Annotated in this window: 18 protein-coding genes; 5 read left to right on the top strand and 13 right to left on the bottom strand. The window is 51.1% G+C overall.

The genetic code is table 11. The annotated features are described in order from the left end of the window. Nucleotides 1-101 precede the first annotated feature (101 nt). From AN477_RS06070 to ilvA, 11 genes are all read right to left on the bottom strand, one after another. Nucleotides 102-1,307, bottom strand: a complete 1,206-nt coding sequence (locus AN477_RS06070) for a thiolase family protein (RefSeq protein ID WP_054968277.1) — start codon at nucleotides 1,305-1,307, stop codon at nucleotides 102-104. A 41-nt stretch (nucleotides 1,308-1,348) separates the two neighbouring features. Continuing rightward, complete coding sequence (locus AN477_RS06065; RefSeq protein ID WP_054968276.1) at nucleotides 1,349-2,677, bottom strand: phenylacetate--CoA ligase family protein; 1,329 nt, start codon at nucleotides 2,675-2,677, stop codon at nucleotides 1,349-1,351. 65 nt (nucleotides 2,678-2,742) lie between these two features. Beyond that, nucleotides 2,743-3,231, bottom strand: coding sequence for a 1,2-phenylacetyl-CoA epoxidase subunit PaaD (gene paaD, locus AN477_RS06060; RefSeq protein WP_054968397.1), 489 nt, complete (start codon nucleotides 3,229-3,231; stop codon nucleotides 2,743-2,745). 5 nt (nucleotides 3,232-3,236) lie between these two features. Next, complete coding sequence (paaC, locus tag AN477_RS06055; RefSeq protein WP_245631735.1) at nucleotides 3,237-4,094, bottom strand: 1,2-phenylacetyl-CoA epoxidase subunit PaaC; 858 nt, start codon at nucleotides 4,092-4,094, stop codon at nucleotides 3,237-3,239. A 39-nt stretch (nucleotides 4,095-4,133) separates the two neighbouring features. Continuing rightward, a complete protein-coding gene (locus AN477_RS06050) occupies nucleotides 4,134-4,508 on the bottom strand; it encodes a phenylacetic acid degradation protein (RefSeq protein ID WP_083486010.1) in 375 nt (124 codons plus the stop codon). Nucleotides 4,509-4,537: 29 nt separating this feature from the next. Continuing rightward, complete coding sequence (gene paaA / locus AN477_RS06045) at nucleotides 4,538-5,476, bottom strand: 1,2-phenylacetyl-CoA epoxidase subunit PaaA (RefSeq protein ID WP_054968275.1); 939 nt, start codon at nucleotides 5,474-5,476, stop codon at nucleotides 4,538-4,540. A 154-nt stretch (nucleotides 5,477-5,630) separates the two neighbouring features. After that, complete coding sequence (locus AN477_RS06040) at nucleotides 5,631-6,023, bottom strand: thioesterase family protein (protein ID WP_054968274.1); 393 nt, start codon at nucleotides 6,021-6,023, stop codon at nucleotides 5,631-5,633. Nucleotides 6,024-6,079: 56 nt separating this feature from the next. Further along, the gene (locus tag AN477_RS06035; protein WP_054968273.1) at nucleotides 6,080-6,853 is read right to left on the bottom strand and encodes an enoyl-CoA hydratase-related protein; all 774 of its coding nucleotides are present in this window, start codon (nucleotides 6,851-6,853) and stop codon (nucleotides 6,080-6,082) included. A 90-nt stretch (nucleotides 6,854-6,943) separates the two neighbouring features. After that, on the bottom strand, nucleotides 6,944-7,249 hold the full coding sequence (locus AN477_RS06030; protein WP_054968272.1) for an EthD family reductase: 306 nt from the start codon (nucleotides 7,247-7,249) through the stop codon (nucleotides 6,944-6,946). A 31-nt stretch (nucleotides 7,250-7,280) separates the two neighbouring features. Further along, entirely contained in the window at nucleotides 7,281-7,856 is a 576-nt protein-coding gene (locus AN477_RS06025) for a TetR/AcrR family transcriptional regulator (protein WP_054968271.1), read from the bottom strand. A gap of 155 nt (nucleotides 7,857-8,011) precedes the next feature. Further along, nucleotides 8,012-9,349 carry a threonine ammonia-lyase IlvA gene (ilvA, locus tag AN477_RS06020; protein WP_083486009.1) on the bottom strand — a complete coding sequence of 446 codons (1,338 nt, stop codon included), beginning with the start codon at nucleotides 9,347-9,349 and terminating at the stop codon, nucleotides 8,012-8,014. 272 nt (nucleotides 9,350-9,621) lie between these two features. On the opposite strand from ilvA, the gene queC reads away from it, so the two are divergent. The 3 genes from queC to AN477_RS06005 all read left to right on the top strand — a co-directional run bounded on the left by queC (nucleotide 9,622) and on the right by AN477_RS06005 (nucleotide 13,887). Further along, nucleotides 9,622-10,281 carry a 7-cyano-7-deazaguanine synthase QueC gene (gene queC, locus AN477_RS06015; protein WP_211265963.1) on the top strand — a complete coding sequence of 220 codons (660 nt, stop codon included), beginning with the start codon at nucleotides 9,622-9,624 and terminating at the stop codon, nucleotides 10,279-10,281. 65 nt (nucleotides 10,282-10,346) lie between these two features. Next, nucleotides 10,347-12,311: an ABC-F family ATP-binding cassette domain-containing protein gene (locus AN477_RS06010; RefSeq protein WP_054968269.1), complete on the top strand. Its 1,965-nt coding sequence runs from the start codon at nucleotides 10,347-10,349 to the stop codon at nucleotides 12,309-12,311. A gap of 184 nt (nucleotides 12,312-12,495) precedes the next feature. Continuing rightward, complete coding sequence (locus AN477_RS06005; RefSeq protein WP_083486008.1) at nucleotides 12,496-13,887, top strand: S1C family serine protease; 1,392 nt, start codon at nucleotides 12,496-12,498, stop codon at nucleotides 13,885-13,887. A gap of 331 nt (nucleotides 13,888-14,218) precedes the next feature. Here AN477_RS06005 and AN477_RS06000 read toward each other — a convergent pair whose 3' ends face one another. Then, the gene (locus tag AN477_RS06000; protein WP_054968268.1) at nucleotides 14,219-15,199 is read right to left on the bottom strand and encodes an aldo/keto reductase; all 981 of its coding nucleotides are present in this window, start codon (nucleotides 15,197-15,199) and stop codon (nucleotides 14,219-14,221) included. A 67-nt stretch (nucleotides 15,200-15,266) separates the two neighbouring features. Further along, complete coding sequence (locus AN477_RS05995; protein WP_054968393.1) at nucleotides 15,267-16,259, bottom strand: aromatic ring-hydroxylating oxygenase subunit alpha; 993 nt, start codon at nucleotides 16,257-16,259, stop codon at nucleotides 15,267-15,269. Nucleotides 16,260-16,542: 283 nt separating this feature from the next. Between AN477_RS05995 and AN477_RS05990 the strand changes: the two genes are divergently transcribed. Next, the gene (locus AN477_RS05990) at nucleotides 16,543-17,322 is read left to right on the top strand and encodes a nucleotidyltransferase family protein (protein WP_054968267.1); all 780 of its coding nucleotides are present in this window, start codon (nucleotides 16,543-16,545) and stop codon (nucleotides 17,320-17,322) included. A gap of 149 nt (nucleotides 17,323-17,471) precedes the next feature. Further along, the gene (locus AN477_RS05985; protein WP_054968266.1) at nucleotides 17,472-18,509 is read left to right on the top strand and encodes a glycoside hydrolase family 15 protein; all 1,038 of its coding nucleotides are present in this window, start codon (nucleotides 17,472-17,474) and stop codon (nucleotides 18,507-18,509) included. The last annotated feature ends 66 nt before the right edge of the window (nucleotides 18,510-18,575 follow it).

The following is an 18,575-nucleotide window of genomic DNA, read 5'->3' as shown; positions in this document are numbered from 1 at the left end:
CCCTGCTTTTGTACTTTTGGATTGAAAATCAGTTGGGCTGCATCTGTCCGACTATACATATGCCATACTCCACGATACGCGCGGCCCACTTACTAGAACCCTTAGTCGAGTCGTTCAACAAGCGTTGCGATACCCTGACCGACACCAATGCACATGGTTGCCACTCCGTATCTCCCGCCCCGTCGAACCAGTTCATGTACGAGCCCGCCAAGGATCCGCCCGCCGCTGGCACCGAGGGGGTGCCCGATAGCAATCGCTCCACCGTTCACATTGACTTTATCAAGGTCGAGACCAAGCTCATTGATGCACGCCAAGGACTGGGCGGCAAACGCCTCGTTCAGTTCAACCAGATCGATATCGGAGACGGTCAATCCAGCTCGAGACAACAGTTTTCGTGTGGCGTAGATGGGACCGATACCCATGTACGCGGGATCGACACCTGCCACGGCGTAACTCACCACTCGGGCAAGCGGCTTCAGTCCGTGGGACTCTGCGTACGCCCTCTCCATCAGCACAACTGCGGAGGCACCGTCATTGATTCCAGACGAGTTGCCGGCCGTCACTGTACCGCCTTTGCGAAAAGCCGGCTTCAGTTTTGCTAGTTTTTCGAGGGTGGTGTCAGGTCGAATGTGCTCATCCTGATTGAAGAGAACCGTTTCTCCACGGCCCGCCGGCACCTCAACTGGAATCACATGCCCCTGATATCGCCCCGCTGACCATGCAGCAGATGCACGCTCTTGACTGATGAGTGCAAACTCGTCCTGGGCTTCTCTGGAGATGCCGTACTTTTCCGCCACATTCTCTGCTGTTTCACCCATGCTGTAGGGATAGTGGAGCTCAGCAAGCTTCGGGTTGGTGAATCGCCACCCGATGGTCGTATCCACGAGTTGACGATCCCCTCTGGCAAACTCCTCCTCTGGCTTCAGCATTACCAGAGGCGCCCGAGACATACTCTCGACACCTCCAGCGATTATGCCATCGGCAGCACCAGCCATGATATTCGCTGCAGCCATGTTTACGGCCTCTAGACTCGAACCGCACAGTCGATTCACGGTTGCACCAGCCACAGTCACAGGTAATCCAGCGAGCAGCAGCGCCATACGCGCTACGTTTCGATTGTCTTCACCTGCCTGGTTCGCAGCACCGAAAATCACATCTTCTATAGCCTCTGGGTTTAAGGCTGGGTTTCTATCCAGTAGCGACCGAATCACTTTGGCGGCCATGTCGTCTGGTCTGACTGATTTTAACGTACCGCGGTAGCGCCCAAACGGAGTACGCACCGCGTCCACAATCACCGCTTCTCTCATGTCCTCTCTCCTCACTCGCAAAGTAACCGCTTTACTCACTATTATATCGATTGATAGAGATGCCGCTTATCCACCACACGAACTGCCTTGCCTTCGCTTCTCGGAAGCGTTTGCGGTTCACAAAGATGCACTTTGGTTGTAATCAGCAGTGTATTGCGAAGTTCATGGATAATCTCATGTTTTACACGCCGGAAGTGATCCGAATCGAGGTTGAACCCGCCGGCCTGCTGTAAAAATGCTTCAGACACCTCAGCGTGAACGGTGATTTCATCCAGTGTACCGATCCGTTCGATGTGTACTTGATAATACGGGGTCAAATCCGGGTGACTGAGGATGACTGCTTCAATCTCGGATGGGAAGACATTTACGCCTCGGATAATTACCATATCATCGATTCGTCCCTTGATCCGAGACATCCTTGTATGTGTACGTCCGCAACTGCACGGTTCTTCATAGAGGAAAGCCATGTCTCCAGTTCGGTATCGGATGACAGGAAAAGCCTCTTTGGTGAGCGATGTGAACACCAACTCACCGAGTTGTCCCCTCGGCAAGGGCTCTTCTGTGACCGGATCGATAACCTCGACATAGAAATGGTCTTCCGCCACATGAAGTCCATCTTGTGCCTCTATGCACTCAATCGCCACACCGGGGCCCATCACTTCGGACAACCCGTAGATATCCATTGCTTTCAGTGCAAGTTTCTCTTCGAGCGTCTGACGCATCTCCTCAGACCACGGTTCAGCGCCAAAGATGCCGTATTCAAGACTGTTGCTTCGCGGGTCCTTCCCCATCGATTCCATCGTTTCAGCAATATTCAGTACATAGGATGGGGTGCCGGCAATCCCCCGCGGTGCAAAGTCTTCCAGAATCGTAATCTGACGAGGTGTATTGCCTCCGGAGATAGGTACAACGCTCATGCCGAGTTGTTCTGCCCCGTAGTGCAGCCCAAGGCCGCCGGTAAACAGCCCATATCCGTAGGCATTGTGGAACATATCCCCCGGGCGGCCGCCTGCAGTCACAATCGCTCTCGCGACCATCTCAGACCAGTTGAGGATGTCCTGCTTTGTGTATCCGACGACAGTGGGCTTGCCCTTTGTACCGGAAGACCCATGAATCCGAACAACCTCTTTTCGGTCGACGGCGAAGAGACCAAAGGGATAGTTTTCACGCAGGTCGGACTTTTTTGTAAAAGGCAGCTTGGAGATATCCTCAAGACTCTTGATATCACTCGGTTGAGTACCCTTCAAGTCAAACGCCTGCCTGTAAAACGGTACCTTTTCATAGACGGTTTGCAGCGTCTGTTGCAGCCGCTTGAACTGGAGCTCTTCCAGTTCTCTTCTCCCCATCGTCTCAATGTGTGGCTGGTACATGGTTTTCCTCCCTTAATCGTTTCCTCTCCCGCTGTGTCTTCTGTCTCCCATGATGTAGATGTTTCTTAGACGTACTTCAGTCCTTCAAATGGTTGCTGGCAGCTCTTGCAGTAAAAAATGGAACGGCAGGCTGTGGGTCCAAACAGGCTGACCACATCTGTTTCGGAAGCCCCGCAATAGGGGCAACTTGGTGCTGACCTCGGGGTGAATTCACGAGGCGGCGGGGCGATACCAAACTCCTGCAGCTTGGCTCGGCCTTCTTCGGTGATCCGGTCAGACGTCCACGGTACATCCATGACAAACGTAACCTCTGTGCTGTCAATGCCATCTACTTCTTTGACCTTGCCAGCAACCAGGCGTCGAATCAGTTCAACTGCCGGGCAGCCGACAAAGGTTGGTATCAGTTGAACGTGTGCGTGCTGTCCGGTGACTGAAATCGAAAAAACCATACCGAGTTCTTCAAGACTCAGTGTCGGAATCTCCGGGTCCTTTACTTCTTTGAGGGCATCTCGCACACGCTCCTGGAGTATCTCTTCGGTGATTATTTGAGCCATCATCATCACCAGCTCGATCCGTCTTCACTGCGATACACTTCCGTCATGACAGAGAGCAACTCGTCGAGGTGCTCTGTGTGTTGACCAAGTCGTCCATCTGTAACTCCATCTGTTTCACCATGTGTCAGCGGCATCTCGGGCCAAATCATCCCAGCTCGCTCAAACACAGACCTTGCAGATTGGTCAAAAGCAGTTGCAAGATGCTCTCTTGTCACTGGCATAATCCCTTCCACAGCCAGGGCATCTGCGAACTGTCCAAGTGAAAACAAGTCTTGGAGATCATCCCACACCCGTTTTACGGCGTCCTCGACCCGCTTTCGCGCCTCACCGCCTGCGACTCCCAGTCGCTCAAACCAGGTCTCCAGATGAAGCACGTGGTAGCGCTCCTCGCGAAGGATCTTCCTGACCCCTTGTTGCAAGGGGCTGTAATTCGATACGAGCAGTGCTTCCAGCCGTACTTGTTCAAACGTGTTGTAGACGAACCCGCGCGCAATTGTGTAAGCCCAGTCCCCATTTGGCTGTTCAAGCAAACTGGCGTTCTTTCGCTCCTGACTTGGCCGTGCAAAAGCCAGTGTGTCTGCGTCCTGGTTTGTGAGTTCGGCAATCAGGCTGTAGAAAAACGCGGCATGCCCAACCTCATCCTGAGCAATCGAGCTGAAAGCAATGTCCTCTTCAAGGTCGGGGGCCAGCCCCAGCCATTCTGCGCTGCGGTGACCAAAAACGAGATCGTCATCCGCAAGCTGATATAACAGGTCAACCAGTGCTGTCTTGTACGCCTCTGTCATCGTCTTACCCGCAACAACGTTCGTGTTTTCCTTTGTTGTAAGCGCATCGTCAGAGCCCTTCATTCCCAATATGCTCATGGATTGTCACCTCTGTTTCAGATGGATGTTTCTCCGTTGTTATGACTTGATGTCATTAACAAGGTCTTCCACCGTTATGGCTCGTTCCTTAAATTGTTTCCACTTCTGTGCATTTTCTGAATACCCGGATACCTCTCGGTAGCTCTTGTCAAGGACTTGGTTTGCCAAGAGATCTGTATCTTCGTATGATGTCTGATGAATGCTTTGCTGAAGAACGACCCAGATGTTCACGCCTCGTTCACGCCGGAGGAAATTTTCACGCGCGACCTGCAGAGCGAGCTCTGGCGACGGCGCGACGACGCTGCCAACGTGCACATGATGTGCCAGTATCTCACGTTGCACAAAAACCTCATAGACATCGTAGTGAACTTCTCTCACTTCATCCTTGCTCCCGTTTGTGGTTTCATGACCCACTTCTGCCACCTCCCTGTGATTCACTCTGATTACGCAGTTGGTACTGCCTCACCGGCACGAATCATGGCCTCCCGGACCCAAGCTTGGCCTTCGTGGGCCTGACGCCGAAGTGCAATTCGCTCTTGTGACTTCGGTCCCGCGTTGTTTTTGACCATGTAGCCAAACCATTCCCAATCGGGATCGGTATAACTCCACAGCTTGGTTTCACTGTCGTACTTCAACTTATCGTCCGGAACCGTCATCCCAAGTGCCCAAATACGTGGCACATAGCGATTGATAAACTTTTGCCGCAGTTCTTCATTGGTTTTCGTCCGAATCCTGTACTCCATCATCCTGTCGGCCGCAGCTGACATCTCTGTCGGACCGAAGAAGAACATCATTGACGGCCACCAACGGTTAATCGAATCTTGCAGCATTCCACGCTGGTACTCGGTTCCTTCCGCGAGTGCAAGGACAATCGACTCTCCATGTTGCATGTGGAAACTCTCTTCTGCACAAATCCGCTGTAACACTCTTGCGTAAGGCGCGTAGGAACTGTCGAGCAAAGACGCCTGCGTTATAATTGCTCCGCCGTCTACGAGGAAGCCAATGATACCAGCATCAGCCCAGGTCGGTGCCTCCATATGAAAAACGTTGTGAAACTTCACCCGGCCAGTGAAGACATCCGTAATCATCTCTTCACGCATCTTCCCAAGCGGGCGGGCCAAGTCCTCCGCGACTCGCAGCAGTAATTGCCCATGACCAATTTCATCCTGCACCTTTGCAATCAAGGCTAATTTCCGACGCAGGTTTGGTGCTTTGGGTACCCACTCCTTCTCCGGATACGCTCCCATCACTTCACTAATACCGTGCATGTGGATCTGTTTGATGACCAACTTCCGGTATTCATCTGGCATCTCGTCGGTGGCTTCAATTTTCTCGCCGCGCGAGATACGGTTCATGAACTCTTGATACTGCATATCACTCATGTTGTTTCCCTCGCTTCCCTGAGGTTGATAATGTCAGCATGCCCTTCGTAACAGCATGTCAAGGTAACCCGGCTGCAGTTAACCAAAAAAGCAAGCGCTTGCTTGTTAAAAGCCGTGTGGAACCGTGAATGCCATGCGAAACCCAAACTAACCGCTAGCGCATAGCGTGAATCCGTTCCATGATCTTTTGCTTTGGGGAGATCACCTGCGTGAACGTTCCTTCACCAACACAAGCTCGGTCGTGCTCAGCCCATACCTTACAGACCACTTTATGTTGTGATACATCTGTGGCTTCGGCGTAAAAGGTGACCAACTTCCCGACCGGGGCTGGTGCGGAATGTCGGATGCAGATGGAAGCCCCAATGCCTTCCTCATGCTCCTCGAGGAAAGGCAGAATCACTTGTCTCCCTGCCCATTCCATGTAGTAGACCATGGAGACCGTAGACATCGTGGGGTGCACCGCCTCACCAGCAAAGGCGGGACACATCTCTTCTGTCACGGTGACAGACACTTTGGCCGTGTGACCCTTTGCAATTCCGGGCTTCACCGGGATGACCTCCCTTCACTGAGGTGGTTCTTATTGCCGTTGTCACGTACTGCCTCTTATCTCCCCCGGAAGACCGGTTTTCGCTTGTCAAGAAACGCCTTCATACCTTCAGACCTGTCTTCCGTCGCAAACAGAAGATAAAATGCGTTTCTCTCTAGTTCCATGCCCGTCTGCAGGTCGACATCGAGGGCTTTGTTCGCTGCTTCTTTAATCATCTGCACAGCAATGGGTGCTTGTTTGGCAATCTCATAGGCCAGCGAGAGTGCTTCTTGCACGCAGGTCTCGGCAGGAACAACCCGGTTGACCAGCCCCATGTTGAGTGCATCGTCAGCGCTGATGGGGCGGCCTGTCAGCAGCATCTCGAGCGCTCTGTTTTTTCCAATCAATCGGGTCAATCTCTGCGTCCCGCCTGCTCCTGGCATGACGCCCAGTTTCACTTCCGGCTGACCGAACTTGGCGTCTTCTCCCGCGACAATCATGTCACATGCCATGGCTAGTTCACATCCACCACCGAGGGCAAACCCATTCACCGCCGCAATGACAGGTTTGCGAACCTGACGTAATCTGTCCCAAACCTGAAATTGGTTTCGTTGTTTCATCTCTACAACAGTGGCATCAGCCATCTCGAGGATGTCTGCTCCAGCGGCAAATGCTTTCGGACCGCCCGTCACGACCATACAGCGTACGGAGTCGTCGGCGTCAAGCCGTGCCAGTTCCCCAACCAACTCATTCATGAGATGCAGGTTAAGTGCATTGAGTACCTCGTGTCGTTCAATACGAACCAAAGCAACGGACTCGTTTATCTCGGTGTGAATGTAGCGTAAGCTCACCTGTCAAACTCACCTCCTCAAAATCGCTGTCATTGCGGTCAGTCCTGACAAACAGCTGCAGATTGCGCTGCTGATGGAGGCAGGAGAACTTCAGACTTCTGACTCTCCAACCATCATCTCGACGATATCCCCCGCAAAGCTCATCACGTCTTTCCCAGCTGCACGGTTTTCCTTCGATGCCATCGCTGCTTCAAATGAGGCTTGGTCCGCGAAGTACATTTCGGCCATCAGGTAGTACCCTGCCGGTTTCCCCATCGGCGTTCCGACGATGCGCGTCACTTCGAGCTTCTGCAACCCCGGCACCTGTTCTACGAGCGGGGTATGTACACTTGTGTAGTGCTCATCAAAGGCCTCCTTGTCGTTCGGTTGACGGTACAGTGCAATCAGCTTAACCATGTCTCGGTCCCCTCTCTGTATATCTGTTTTCTCAAAACGTGGCTATGCCATTTAAGATGATGGCCATGAACTCGTCAGCCAGCCCTTCCGGTGTCAGTTCGCCGGATGTTTTGTACCACTCGTAGACCCAGTTGCCGACAGAGAGGATTAAGATACGCAGGTATTTGGGATCGCCCCCCCGGAAAACGCCCTTTGCATATCCTTCTGCCAACAAATCACTCCAGAGCGCCTCGTATTTGTCACGTTTCTCCTGAATTTGCGCTCTGCGCACATCTCCCAAGGCAGTCCAGTCGTGAAGAAAAACCTTCGCGGCATCCATTTGTGTTGTGACGACTCTGATATGAGCGGCCAGGCCACTTTTCAACTTGGTCTTTGGATCATCTTGGCCTCTCACAATGGGCTCGAGTGCAGACAGAAAAGCTGCAGCCCCATCGTCGACGATGTGAAACAAGAGGTCTTCCTTTGAGGAGATATGTGTATATAAACTTCCAGAAAGAATGCCCCTGGCCTCAGCAATCTCGCGAATGGTTGTGCCGTGGTACCCCTTCTTGCTGAACAGCTTACCTGCGATGTCATAAAGTTCTTGCTTGGATTTACTTGTCGTCAAATGAAACCCCTTTCAGGCCTTGACATTTACAAGCAAGCGATCGCTTGCTTGTAACATAGTTTAAATCGAATTATTAGACATTTCAATGGGTTTGCACGAATTCTCGGATAACAGCGGGGAATTTTCTTCTCAAACGCTCACCTTCAACGCTCAGCCTAGATGAGTAATTGGAACAGATCAGGGTCTTTATTGATTTCCGTATAGCGGATCCCCGTTTGTTGTAATCGTTCAATCAGGTTGTCGTAATCCTCCCGCTGCTTCAGCTCGATTCCCACCAGCGCAGGCCCATTCTCCCGATTGTTTCTCTTTGTGTATTCAAATCGCGTGATATCGTCATCAGGGCCAAGGACTTCATCGATAAACTCACGCAGGGCACCCGCACGTTGCGCAAAGTGAATGATGAAGTAATGCTTCAGCCCTTCATGGATCAGGGACTTTTCCTTAATCTCCTGCATTCGGTCGATATCGTTATTACCGCCGCTCAAGATACACACCACGTTTTTACCGCGAATCTGTTGACGGTAATCATCGAGTGCCGCTATCGGTAGTGCCCCTGCAGGTTCAAGGACAATGGCATTTTCTGAGTACAGGTCGAGAATCGTTGTACAAACTTTACCCTCCGGAACAACAGCAATATCCGCTAAAACATCTCTGCAGAGTTCAAAAGTAAGCTTTCCAACCTGCTTGACGGCTGCTCCGTCAACAAACTTATCGATGCTGCCGAGGGTTACGACCTGTTGTTGCTCGAGAGAGGTTTTCATCGAAGGCGCACCGAGCGGTTCAACACCGATGATTTGCGTTGAAGGGGACACACGCTTCAGATAACTTCCCACTCCTGCCGCCAATCCTCCACCGCCCACAGCTAGAAACACGTAATCGAGAGGGAGCCCTTCATCACCAATGTCATGCATGATTTCAATGCCAATCGTACCCTGTCCTGCCACGACCAGAGGGTGATCAAAGGGGTGAACAAATGTCTGCCCGTGCACGTTACAGTACTCCATGGCGGCCGTAAAGGCGTCATCGAATGTATCCCCTGTCAAATGCACATCAACGTAGGGACCGCCGAACTTCCTCACCTGGGATACCTTTTGCCGGGGTGTTGTTGTGGGCATAAAAATGGCCCCGCGTACACCTAGATGCTGACAGGAATAAGCAACGCCTTGTGCGTGATTGCCGGCACTCGCACAAACAACACCGTTTTTAAGTCGCTCTTTCGGGATATTGCGAATAAAGTTGTAAGCGCCTCGAATCTTAAACGAACGCACGACCTGTAAGTCTTCCCGCTTAATAAATAGGTTGCACTCGTACTTTTCCGATAGCACTTTACTTCGCTGCAACGGGGTCCGCAAGCTCACTTCCTGGACGACGGGGTACGCTTTGAGAATGTCTTCATTAAAAAATTTGTCTTGCCTAGTGGTGGCATCTGAAATTTCTGTACGGTTCACGAAAGTCTCGCCCCTCCTTCTTCTCTCTGCCCCATAGAATATCATACTCGAGGTTCGAAATATCAGATAATTTGTCTCGTACCAAAGTTATTTGCGATTTTGTCAGATTTGACGGATACGGGATGTTTTGATGTGTAGACAAGGTAACACGACCATTTGTAGTTAGCAAAAGAAATCCGGTAAAATGGCTCGAGAACACTTACTTTTATCGGATTTCATCGGACGATCAGGTTGTGAGTTGTGTTGCAGTTTGTGCGTTGAGTCGCAGTTCGTGACTATCGGCTTGTAAATGGATGAAACAGGGCGGGATAGACGTGATGGAACAAAATGCAGTAGTGGTATTCAGCGGCGGGCAGGACAGCACAACCTGCCTCGTGTGGGCCTTGCAGAATTTTAAACATGTAGAGGCCATTACGTTTCAATATGGGCAAAGACATGAACTGGAGATCGAATGTGCGCGGGAAATTGCAAGCAAGCTTTCCGTCCCGCACCACGTCTTAAACCTCGATTTACTAAATCAGTTGGCACCGAGTGCACTCACCCGATCGGATATTGCCGTTCAAGCAGGAACAGATGGCGCCTTGCCATCCACGTTTGTGGACGGACGAAACCATATCTTTCTCTCTTTTGCAGCCATTTTTGCAAAACAGATTGGCGCCTCGCACATTGTCACAGGGGTCTGTCAGACCGACTTCAGCGGTTATCCAGATTGCCGGGACGTGTTCGTTAAATCACTGAACGTGACGCTGAACCTGGCGATGGATTACGAATTTGTCATTGATACACCCCTGATGTGGCTGGACAAGAAGATGACCTGGGCACTTGCGGATGAACTGGGTTGTTTTGAACTTGTACGAAATGAGACCTTGACTTGTTACAACGGCGTGATGGGTGATGGATGTGGAGAGTGCCCCGCTTGCGAATTGCGAAATCGAGGGCTGCAGGCGTATCTTGCTGAAATCGGTACAAGCGCCTAAACCAGCTTAAACGAGCAGCAACAGGCGCTGTTTGCTAGAATGCTCTGTGGAAGGGACTGTGAGAAATGGCGAACATCTTGTCCGCAGAGGACGTCTGTAAAAGCTACGGAGAAAAGGTGCTGGTTGATCATATCTCATTTGGCATCGATGAAGGTGAGCGGATTGGACTCATCGGGATCAATGGCACCGGAAAATCGAGCCTGTTAAAGATCATTGCTGGGGTCGACAGCCCTGACAGTGGCTCGATTACGCTTGCATCCGCTGCACGAGTTCATTATCTGCCACAAGAACCGGAGTTTGAGCAAGGTGCCAATGTTCTATCAGCTGTCTTTCACGGCAACACCCATGAGATGCAAACGATTCGGGACTACGAGGCAGCCCTCGAACAAGTAAACGAGAATCCGAATGATTTGGGGGCTCAAGAGCGCCTCATTCGGCTGCAATCGCGAATGGATGATTTGCACGCATGGGAGATGGAGTACGAGGCGAAGACCATCTTGACTCGGCTCGGCATTACCGATTTTCAAGCCGTGGTCGGTACGCTGTCCGGCGGGCAGCGAAAGCGCATTGCGCTGGCCCGGGCTTTGATTCAGCCCGCAGACCTGCTGATTCTTGATGAACCTACCAACCACATTGATGATGAAAGTGCCGCTTGGCTCGAAAACTACCTGGCAGCTCGAAAAGGTGCGCTTCTAATGGTCACCCATGATCGGTATTTTCTCGATCGCGTTGCCAACCGAATCTTTGAACTCCACCAAGGCAGGTTGTACCAGTATCCAGGGAATTACAATGCCTTTCTGGAAGCCAAGCTCCAGCGAGAAACAGAACAAGCTGCGAGTGAAGACAAACGGCAGAATTTTTTGCGTAATGAACTGAAATGGATCCAGCGCGGCGCACGTGCCCGTGGAACAAAGCAAAAGGCAAGAACAGAGCGGTATTATGATGTCCTCAATCAAAACACAGCACCAACACAGGAAAGCATTGATTTGTCGTCTGTATCGTCACGTTTGGGTAAGACGGTCATTGAACTGCAGGATGTCAGCAAGGGGTACAACGGCCCATCACTGATTGACCACTTCAGTTATATCGTCTTGCGGGATGACCGTATCGGTATCATTGGTCCAAACGGGATGGGCAAGTCAACCCTGCTGAAACTCATGGCACAGCAGATGACCCCTGATGACGGGTCGGTTGTCGTCGGATCGACAGTCAAGATTGGCTACTTCTCTCAGGAACACGAGGAAATGCCGCTAGACATGAAGGTCATTGACTACATCCGTGACGAGGCAGAATACATCGAAACCGCCGATGGGGAGTCTATCACAGCGGCTCAGATGCTGGAGCGATTTTTATTTCCAGGCCACCTGCAATGGACACCGATTTCAAAGCTGTCTGGAGGTGAAAAGCGCCGGCTGTCTCTACTTAAGACGATTATGTCTGCGCCAAACGTGCTGTTGCTCGATGAGCCAACCAATGACCTGGACATTCCGACACTGAGCATTCTTGAATCATACCTCGACGACTTCGCCGGCTCGGTCATTGTTGTATCTCACGACAGGTACTTTCTCGACCGAGTTTGTGAAAAGATCTTTGCTTTTGAAGGACATGGCGTTATATCTGTCCACTTCGGAAACTTTTCCGAGTACATGAGTCGCCAAAAGGAGAACGGAGCCCCGAGTTCGACGACGCAGGGTAACCATGCCGATACACGAGCCAAGTTGCCTGACAAATCGGCGGCAGGTCCAGTTCGAGGAAACGATGATCAACCAGAGATACCAAAGCCAAAGAAACTCAAGTTTTCTTGGAGTGAGCAGAAGGAATACGAAACCATTGATTCGGACATTGCAAACGTCGAGGAGAGTCTCCAACTGGTTTCCAAAAAGCTGGAGGCAGCCGGGTCAAACTACGGACTGGTCCAGGAACTTTACAACGAACAACAGGAACTCGAACAGAAGCTCAATCACCTGCTAGAACGTTGGACATATTTAAACGAGCTGGCGGAGGCCATTGAAAAGAGCCAGAACAAGTGACCTACTCCCACCACACCCGCTTCTCCAGGCGGGTGTTTTTGATCTCCAAATAAACTCCACATCCTTTACATACCCCTTCCAACTATGAATCCTATAATGAACTCAGGAAACAGTTTACTTAGACAAAACCGAAGTCGTTAACGACCTCTGAATGCGAATCCACACGGAAAGGAAGGTCCTTAGGATGGGATTTTACAGTCAGAACGACGATACTGAGTTTCGTAAACCAGGCAAGGGTCGTGCAAAAAATGGATTGAAGTGGATAGCCGTTATCGCGGTATCTGCAATCGTAGGTTCGGGTACGACATTTGCGTTGATTCCGGCGCTCAAAGCGACAGGCGCATTGCCTGCTACAATTGCACCAGCCAGCCAACAGACCTCCACTTCCGGATCGGCCGGTTCTTCGTCTGTGACTCCGGTATCTACCCAGGTGAACGTAACGGTTAACAATGGCATTACGCAGGTGTTTAAGAAGGTAGAACCAGACGTGATGGCTGTTGTCAATTACGGTCAAACGAGCAGCGGTGGTTACTTCTCGTCAGGAAGTTCGTCCTCGCTGCAGCCGGTTGGTGTTGGCACTGGCGTCTTGTTTTACAAAAATAGTAAATACGGTTATGTCGTCACGAACAACCATGTTGTCCAAGGATCTTCAAAGTTGGAAGCCGTACTTTACACAGGTAAGCATGTGAACGCTACGGTTGTAGGAACAGACCCTTACACAGACCTTGCAGTCATCAAAGTCCCGCTCAGTGCAGTTGCAAATATCACACCCGCCACGTTTGCGAACTCCAACAACATCCAGACTGGAGAGACCGCAATCGCAATCGGCACTCCGATGGGACTTGATTTTGCTGACTCTGTCACAGCAGGGATTGTCAGTGCAAAGTCACGGATTATGCCGGTTGAAGACCCGCAATCCCAACAGACATTGGATTATCAAGCGGTTATTCAGACGGACGCGTCCATCAATCCTGGGAACAGCGGCGGACCGTTGCTCAACATCGAAGGTCAGGTCATGGGCATCAACAGCAGCAAGATTGTCGCCCAAGGATTCCAGGGCATGGGCTTTGCCATCCCGGCGAATGAGGTACAAAATATCGCCAACCAAATTTTACAAACCGGCCATGCCACACATCCGGCAATCGGCATTGCAGGATACTCTCTCAGTTCTCTACCGCAACCCTACTGGCCAAACGTACCTGTTGACTACGGCGTATGGATCCAGAGCGTAACAAGCAGAGAAGCGCAGAAGGCTGGATTACAAAAGAACGACGTCATTGTGGGTCTTGACGGACACACAATTCAAGATATGGCAGACCTGCGAACGTATCTGTTCCAGCACAAACCGGGTGACGTTGTAACCCTCGTGGTCTACCGAGGCAGTCAGAAACTGTCTATCAAACTGACGCTTGGTTCAATGGCGTCGCCAAACACAACCGCTCAAGGCCAGTCGAGCAGTCAAAGCTCGCAAGGAACTCCGTACGATCCGTTGAACCCGTTTGGCCCAGGTCAGTTCGGTGGTTCCGGGTCCGGTTCTGGCTCGGGGCAATCAAGCTTAGGTCAATACGGCAACTAAACTCACCAATTCCGCTGATGCTTCGATGCCCCTGGACGGTTGTCAATCACCTACCCTCGCCATTGGCACCGTTCCAGACTCATCGGTATGCATCCCTGACAATGGGCGATCCGACACCACCGGATCGCCCTTTTACATCGATTAACATCCTGATACCCAAAATTTACAAATATTTGAACAAGGCTAGGCAGGGATGTGTCTGGGAAAGGGGAGTGTGCGTGTGATTGAATTATCAAAGCAGACTCATAAGAGGCTCGGGGTGAGCGGAATTTGTTCGCTCACCCTGCTTATTTTAGAGAATCGTCCCTATTACTACGAAGGCCTTTGAAAGTTAGTAGGCACCTCGTATTTCGTGGTGAACCCGGTCCTGATAGAAGTCTCGTAACCGGGCCATCTCTGTCTCCGTAAAACTCGGGACTTCTGTTGAAGCAAGGTTGTCTTCAACTTGAGTCGTGTTCTTGAAACCCGGGATGGCACACGTCACCTCCGGTTGGTCAAGAATCCAGCGCAAGGCCGCACGCGTCATGTTCCCACGTCCCTCAGCAATCCAGCGAAGGTCTCTGGCCAAGGTGACTCCAGTGCGGAAGGCTATCCCTGCAAATGTCTCCCCGACATTAAACTGTTGACCGTCCGCGTTAAAATTGCGATGGTCATCTGCCTCAAATTCATGGCCCGTATCAAACTTTCCAGTGAGCAGCCCGCTCGCCAAAGGTACCCTAGCCAAAATGCCCACACCGGCTGCCGCAGCCTTTGGAAACAGTTCCTCAAGCGGCTTTTGCCGGAAGATGTTAAAAATAACCTGCAACGCTTGAACGCCAGGATATTGAAGCGCTGTGAGCCCTTCCGCTACAGTTTCCACGCTGACACCGTAAGCACGGATCTTTCCTTCGGCTTGCAACTTATTAAGGACTTCAAAGACATCGCCCTCCTCGATCACGAAGCTTGGCGGGCAGTGAATCTGATACAGGTCTATGCGTTCACGTCCCAAGCGCCGCAGGGAGTTCTCACAATACTCACGCACCCTGTTCTCTGAGTAAGTATTGCGGTCATGAATGTCTCCAGCGCGGCAAAACTTGCTCGCGATATAGATATCGTCGCGACCTTTGGTTGCTGTCCTTAGGAGTTGTTCGGCGTGCCCATCACCGTACACGTCTGCGGTATCGAAAAAGTTGACCCCTGCATCCATGGCTTTGTTCAATGCGGTGAGTGATTCTCGGTCGTCCGTTTTACCCCAGGAACCTCCGATAGCCCAGGTTCCGAAACTCAATTCACTGACTTCAATGCCTGTCCGGCCCAGTTTACGATATTTCATGACACCACTCCTTCTCCGTCAATTTTAGCTCATGGAGCCCGCTTCAATCTATTGCGACGGCACGGCATCAGAGCGGCAAATCAGCTCCACTGTTTGACTGAATCTCAATTTGCTCTTCTGGATGCTGAAGAAATTCGTACCAACGCTGGCGAAACCGGACTTGTGGTGCGTCCGCAGGGACATGTGCCTCCATCCGAAGTGCCTGGGGAATAGGCCGTGGATGTTGGCTTTCAACAACGGCGCGGTCCTCGGTTAAGATACGCAAGCTGTACTTTGAAAAAATCCGGTTTAAAAAGGGCACGTTTCTTGCAAATGTTCTTCCGGCGTAGCCAAATATGATGGTCCGGTCTCTATCGACCGGTAAAAAGGTGACATAGTTGATGAATGAATCTTTGGAGTCTCCGGATGGACGCAAGAGCCACTGCTGCGGAAACCAATAGTCAAGCAAACCGCCTCCGTTATAAATGCGAATGCCATCCTTGTCTGGTACCTCAAAACGCAGATCTGACACCTTCTCCGGGAGTCGACGGCCAATGGTTTTGCGGTGAACAAATGCCAAATGGGCAACATCAAGCACACTTTCTACTACGCGCGTCAGATGAGCAGTCCATTCTTGTTCATACGGCGCGAGTCGAAATTTTGGGTCCTCCAGTTGACTTGGGACCTTCAGCTCGGGTGGTTCACCATCATGGGGATAGACCCAAATCAGGCCCGCCTTTTCCGCTGCCTTGTACGCGGTCAGATGTGCGAACTTGGGAATGGGTCGTTCGGGGTGTGCCGGAATTTTCTGACATCTACCGTCACCATCAAACTCCCAGCCATGATAGGCGCATCGAATGTGGCCATCCGTACAAGCGCCAAGCGAAAGATCCGCCCCGCGATGAGTGCAGTAAGCCGTCAGACATTTGGGGTTGCCCCTGTGGTCACGAAACAGAACCACATCCACTCCCGCAATCCTGCGTTTCATGGGTTTTGACTTTAAGTCCTTCGACCAGCCAATTGGGTACCACGCCACAGGAACAACGGTGTCATCACTCGGCAGTTTTAGCTTTGTGTCCATAACATGAAAGCCTTCCACAGAGCATCATGCCCCTTCCAAGGACGTCATGAATATGTTGTAATCGATCGCCTTTGCTTGTTTAAAATATTATACCACATAGTATAATAATCGACCAGCGTCTTGGTTTCCTGAAACAGCAGTCACTTAATCAGGGTACAAGACGCAGAAAAAATTTTTTTATTCATATCAAAATGTAACCGGATACGCACGTCATAGTTTTCTGCGCCCTTGTGTATATTGCGACATCAGCATATTTCTGAACTGAGAAAAAGGAGACGTGAGCATGCGCGCATTGATTATGGCAGGGGGCAGAGGCACGAGGCTGCAGCCATTGACGCGACGGTTACCCAAACCCATGCTGCAACTGTTGGACCGCCCGATGATGGAGTACATTGTCGAGTTGCTGGCCATGAACGAGATCAAAGATATCACCGTCACAGTCTGTCATATGGCAGATGCCATCCGCGAACACTTTGGCGATGGTGCAAAGTGGGATGTCAACATGGAGTACCAGGAAGAAACACAGCCTCTCGGTACTGCCGGGGGTGTAAAGCTTGTCGAACCGCAGTTGAAAGACACCTTTATTGTGATGAGCGGAGATGGGCTTACCGATTTTAATCTGAAGCGAGCAATTGTGGAGCACCATCGACGAGGTGCCATGGCAACCCTGCTTTTGACAAAAGTAGAGTGCCCGCTCGGCTATGGCGTCGTTGACATACGAAGCAACGGGCAAATCGTTCAGTTCGTAGAAAAGCCAAAGACGTTTATCGGGGGTAATACGTATTATATCAACACGGGCATTTACATCCTCGAGCCGGAAATTCTCGATTACATCCCTGCAGGTACAGCATTCGACTTTGGCCATGACTTGTTCCCGCTGCTGCTGGAAATGGGAATACCCTTGTTTGGCTACGAAGCAGATGGGTATTGGTCAGATGTAGGCACACTGCACCAGTACTATCAGTCCCAGATTGACATGCTACACGGAAAGGTTCGGTTAAACTTGCCGGTTGAAGTTTTAGTGTCTGCACCCGAACTTGTTGAAGCTGTAAACGTGCACTGAAGTCCTGTCTGCTGATGGAAAGGCAATCATCTAACGCAATCATCTAACGCGTCACGCAACATATAGGGCCATGTTTCATCCGCTTCGCCCAACTTTTTCACACCCTCTCTTCCCCTAGCTTAATTTATCAGGGAAAGGAGGGCTTTATTGTGCAAACCCGCGTGCAGCAAGTCCTAGACAGTTTGCGTCTACAAAATGGCCTGTACGTGGCCAGCCCATCAGACACATACCACTACGTTTGGATTCGGGACAACTGCTATATTGCCCTGTCCGAGTTAGACGAGAACAATGGGCGTTTTGAGCAAACCTACCACGCCCTGCTAGATATCTTCCGGAGATACGAATGGAAGCTGTCCTACCATGCGGTCAGGCGCCCACAGGCCGTTTACGAATACGTGCATCCACGTTACACAGCAGAAACCGGGGAAGAAATCTGGGGTCCGTGGGGAAACGCTCAAAACGATGCAATTGGCGCTTTTCTGTTCGGGATGGGCGAAGGAATGCGAAAAGGACACAAAATGCTCCGTGATGAAACGGATCGGAAAATCGTCACCTTGCTCATTCAATACCTGCAAACCCTCGAGTTCTGGCAGGATGAAGACAACGGCATGTGGGAAGAATCCCGTGAACTTCACGCAAGCAGTATTGGCGCCTGTACTGCCGGGCTTTTATCGATAAAACCGTATTTCCCTGACGCAGCTGCACCGATACAAAACGGGATGTGCAAATTGTTTGATCTACTGCCTCGCGAAAGCGCTCTCCACCGTTACGACTTGGCTCAACTGAGCCTTATCTATCCGTATCGACTGCTGCCACATGCTTTGTCTGCCGATCTCGTTGAACAAGTTGAACACAACCTGCTCCGAGAGCATGGTGTCATTCGTTATCCAGGTGATCTGTACTACGCAGACCAAGGCCAAGAAGCACAGTGGTGCATGGGGCTTCCATGGTTAGGACTGTGTCACGCAGTCCTTGGAGACCTCGACAAGGCACAGGAATACCTGCGCTGGACTGAACGCGTCATGAAAAAGGACGGAGCTATTCCTGAACTCTACCTGGCAAAACAGCATGAGCCAAACGAAAATACGCCGCTTGGATGGGCACACTCACTTTACCTCATCCTCGCTAAGGAAATTCGTGCCTTGTCAGGCAACATCACGGACAGCGAACCGATAGAACAAGCATAAAACGGCATATGGGCTGTTCGCGTGCTCAAATCCATTGCCTTCTGACTCTTCGTCATTTAGAATAAG

Source organism: Paenalicyclobacillus ferrooxydans, assembly GCF_001399675.1.
Taxonomy (GTDB): Bacteria; Bacillota; Bacilli; order Alicyclobacillales; family Alicyclobacillaceae; genus Alicyclobacillus_B; species Alicyclobacillus_B ferrooxydans.
This window is presented reverse-complemented; position numbering and strand designations above follow the sequence as displayed.

Excerpts from the sequence above, each read along its gene's own strand:
- AN477_RS06030 (WP_054968272.1), bottom strand. The coding sequence starts at position 7,249 with ATGGTTAAGCTGATTGCACTGTACCGTCAACCGAACGACAAGGAGGCC.
- AN477_RS06010 (WP_054968269.1), top strand. The coding sequence starts at position 10,347 with ATGGCGAACATCTTGTCCGCAGAGGACGTCTGTAAAAGCTACGGAGAA.
- AN477_RS06005 (WP_083486008.1), top strand. The coding sequence starts at position 12,496 with ATGGGATTTTACAGTCAGAACGACGATACTGAGTTTCGTAAACCAGGC.
- AN477_RS05995 (WP_054968393.1), bottom strand. The coding sequence starts at position 16,259 with ATGGACACAAAGCTAAAACTGCCGAGTGATGACACCGTTGTTCCTGTG.
- paaD (WP_054968397.1), bottom strand. The coding sequence starts at position 3,231 with ATGGCTCAAATAATCACCGAAGAGATACTCCAGGAGCGTGTGCGAGAT.
- AN477_RS06065 (WP_054968276.1), bottom strand. The coding sequence starts at position 2,677 with ATGTACCAGCCACACATTGAGACGATGGGGAGAAGAGAACTGGAAGAG.
- paaA (WP_054968275.1), bottom strand. The coding sequence starts at position 5,476 with ATGAGTGATATGCAGTATCAAGAGTTCATGAACCGTATCTCGCGCGGC.
- AN477_RS05990 (WP_054968267.1), top strand. The coding sequence starts at position 16,543 with ATGCGCGCATTGATTATGGCAGGGGGCAGAGGCACGAGGCTGCAGCCA.
- queC (WP_211265963.1), top strand. The coding sequence starts at position 9,622 with ATGGAACAAAATGCAGTAGTGGTATTCAGCGGCGGGCAGGACAGCACA.
- ilvA (WP_083486009.1), bottom strand. The coding sequence starts at position 9,349 with ATGATATTCTATGGGGCAGAGAGAAGAAGGAGGGGCGAGACTTTCGTG.
- AN477_RS06070 (WP_054968277.1), bottom strand. The coding sequence starts at position 1,307 with ATGAGAGAAGCGGTGATTGTGGACGCGGTGCGTACTCCGTTTGGGCGC.
- AN477_RS06000 (WP_054968268.1), bottom strand. The coding sequence starts at position 15,199 with ATGAAATATCGTAAACTGGGCCGGACAGGCATTGAAGTCAGTGAATTG.
- paaC (WP_245631735.1), bottom strand. The coding sequence starts at position 4,094 with ATGAGCATATTGGGAATGAAGGGCTCTGACGATGCGCTTACAACAAAG.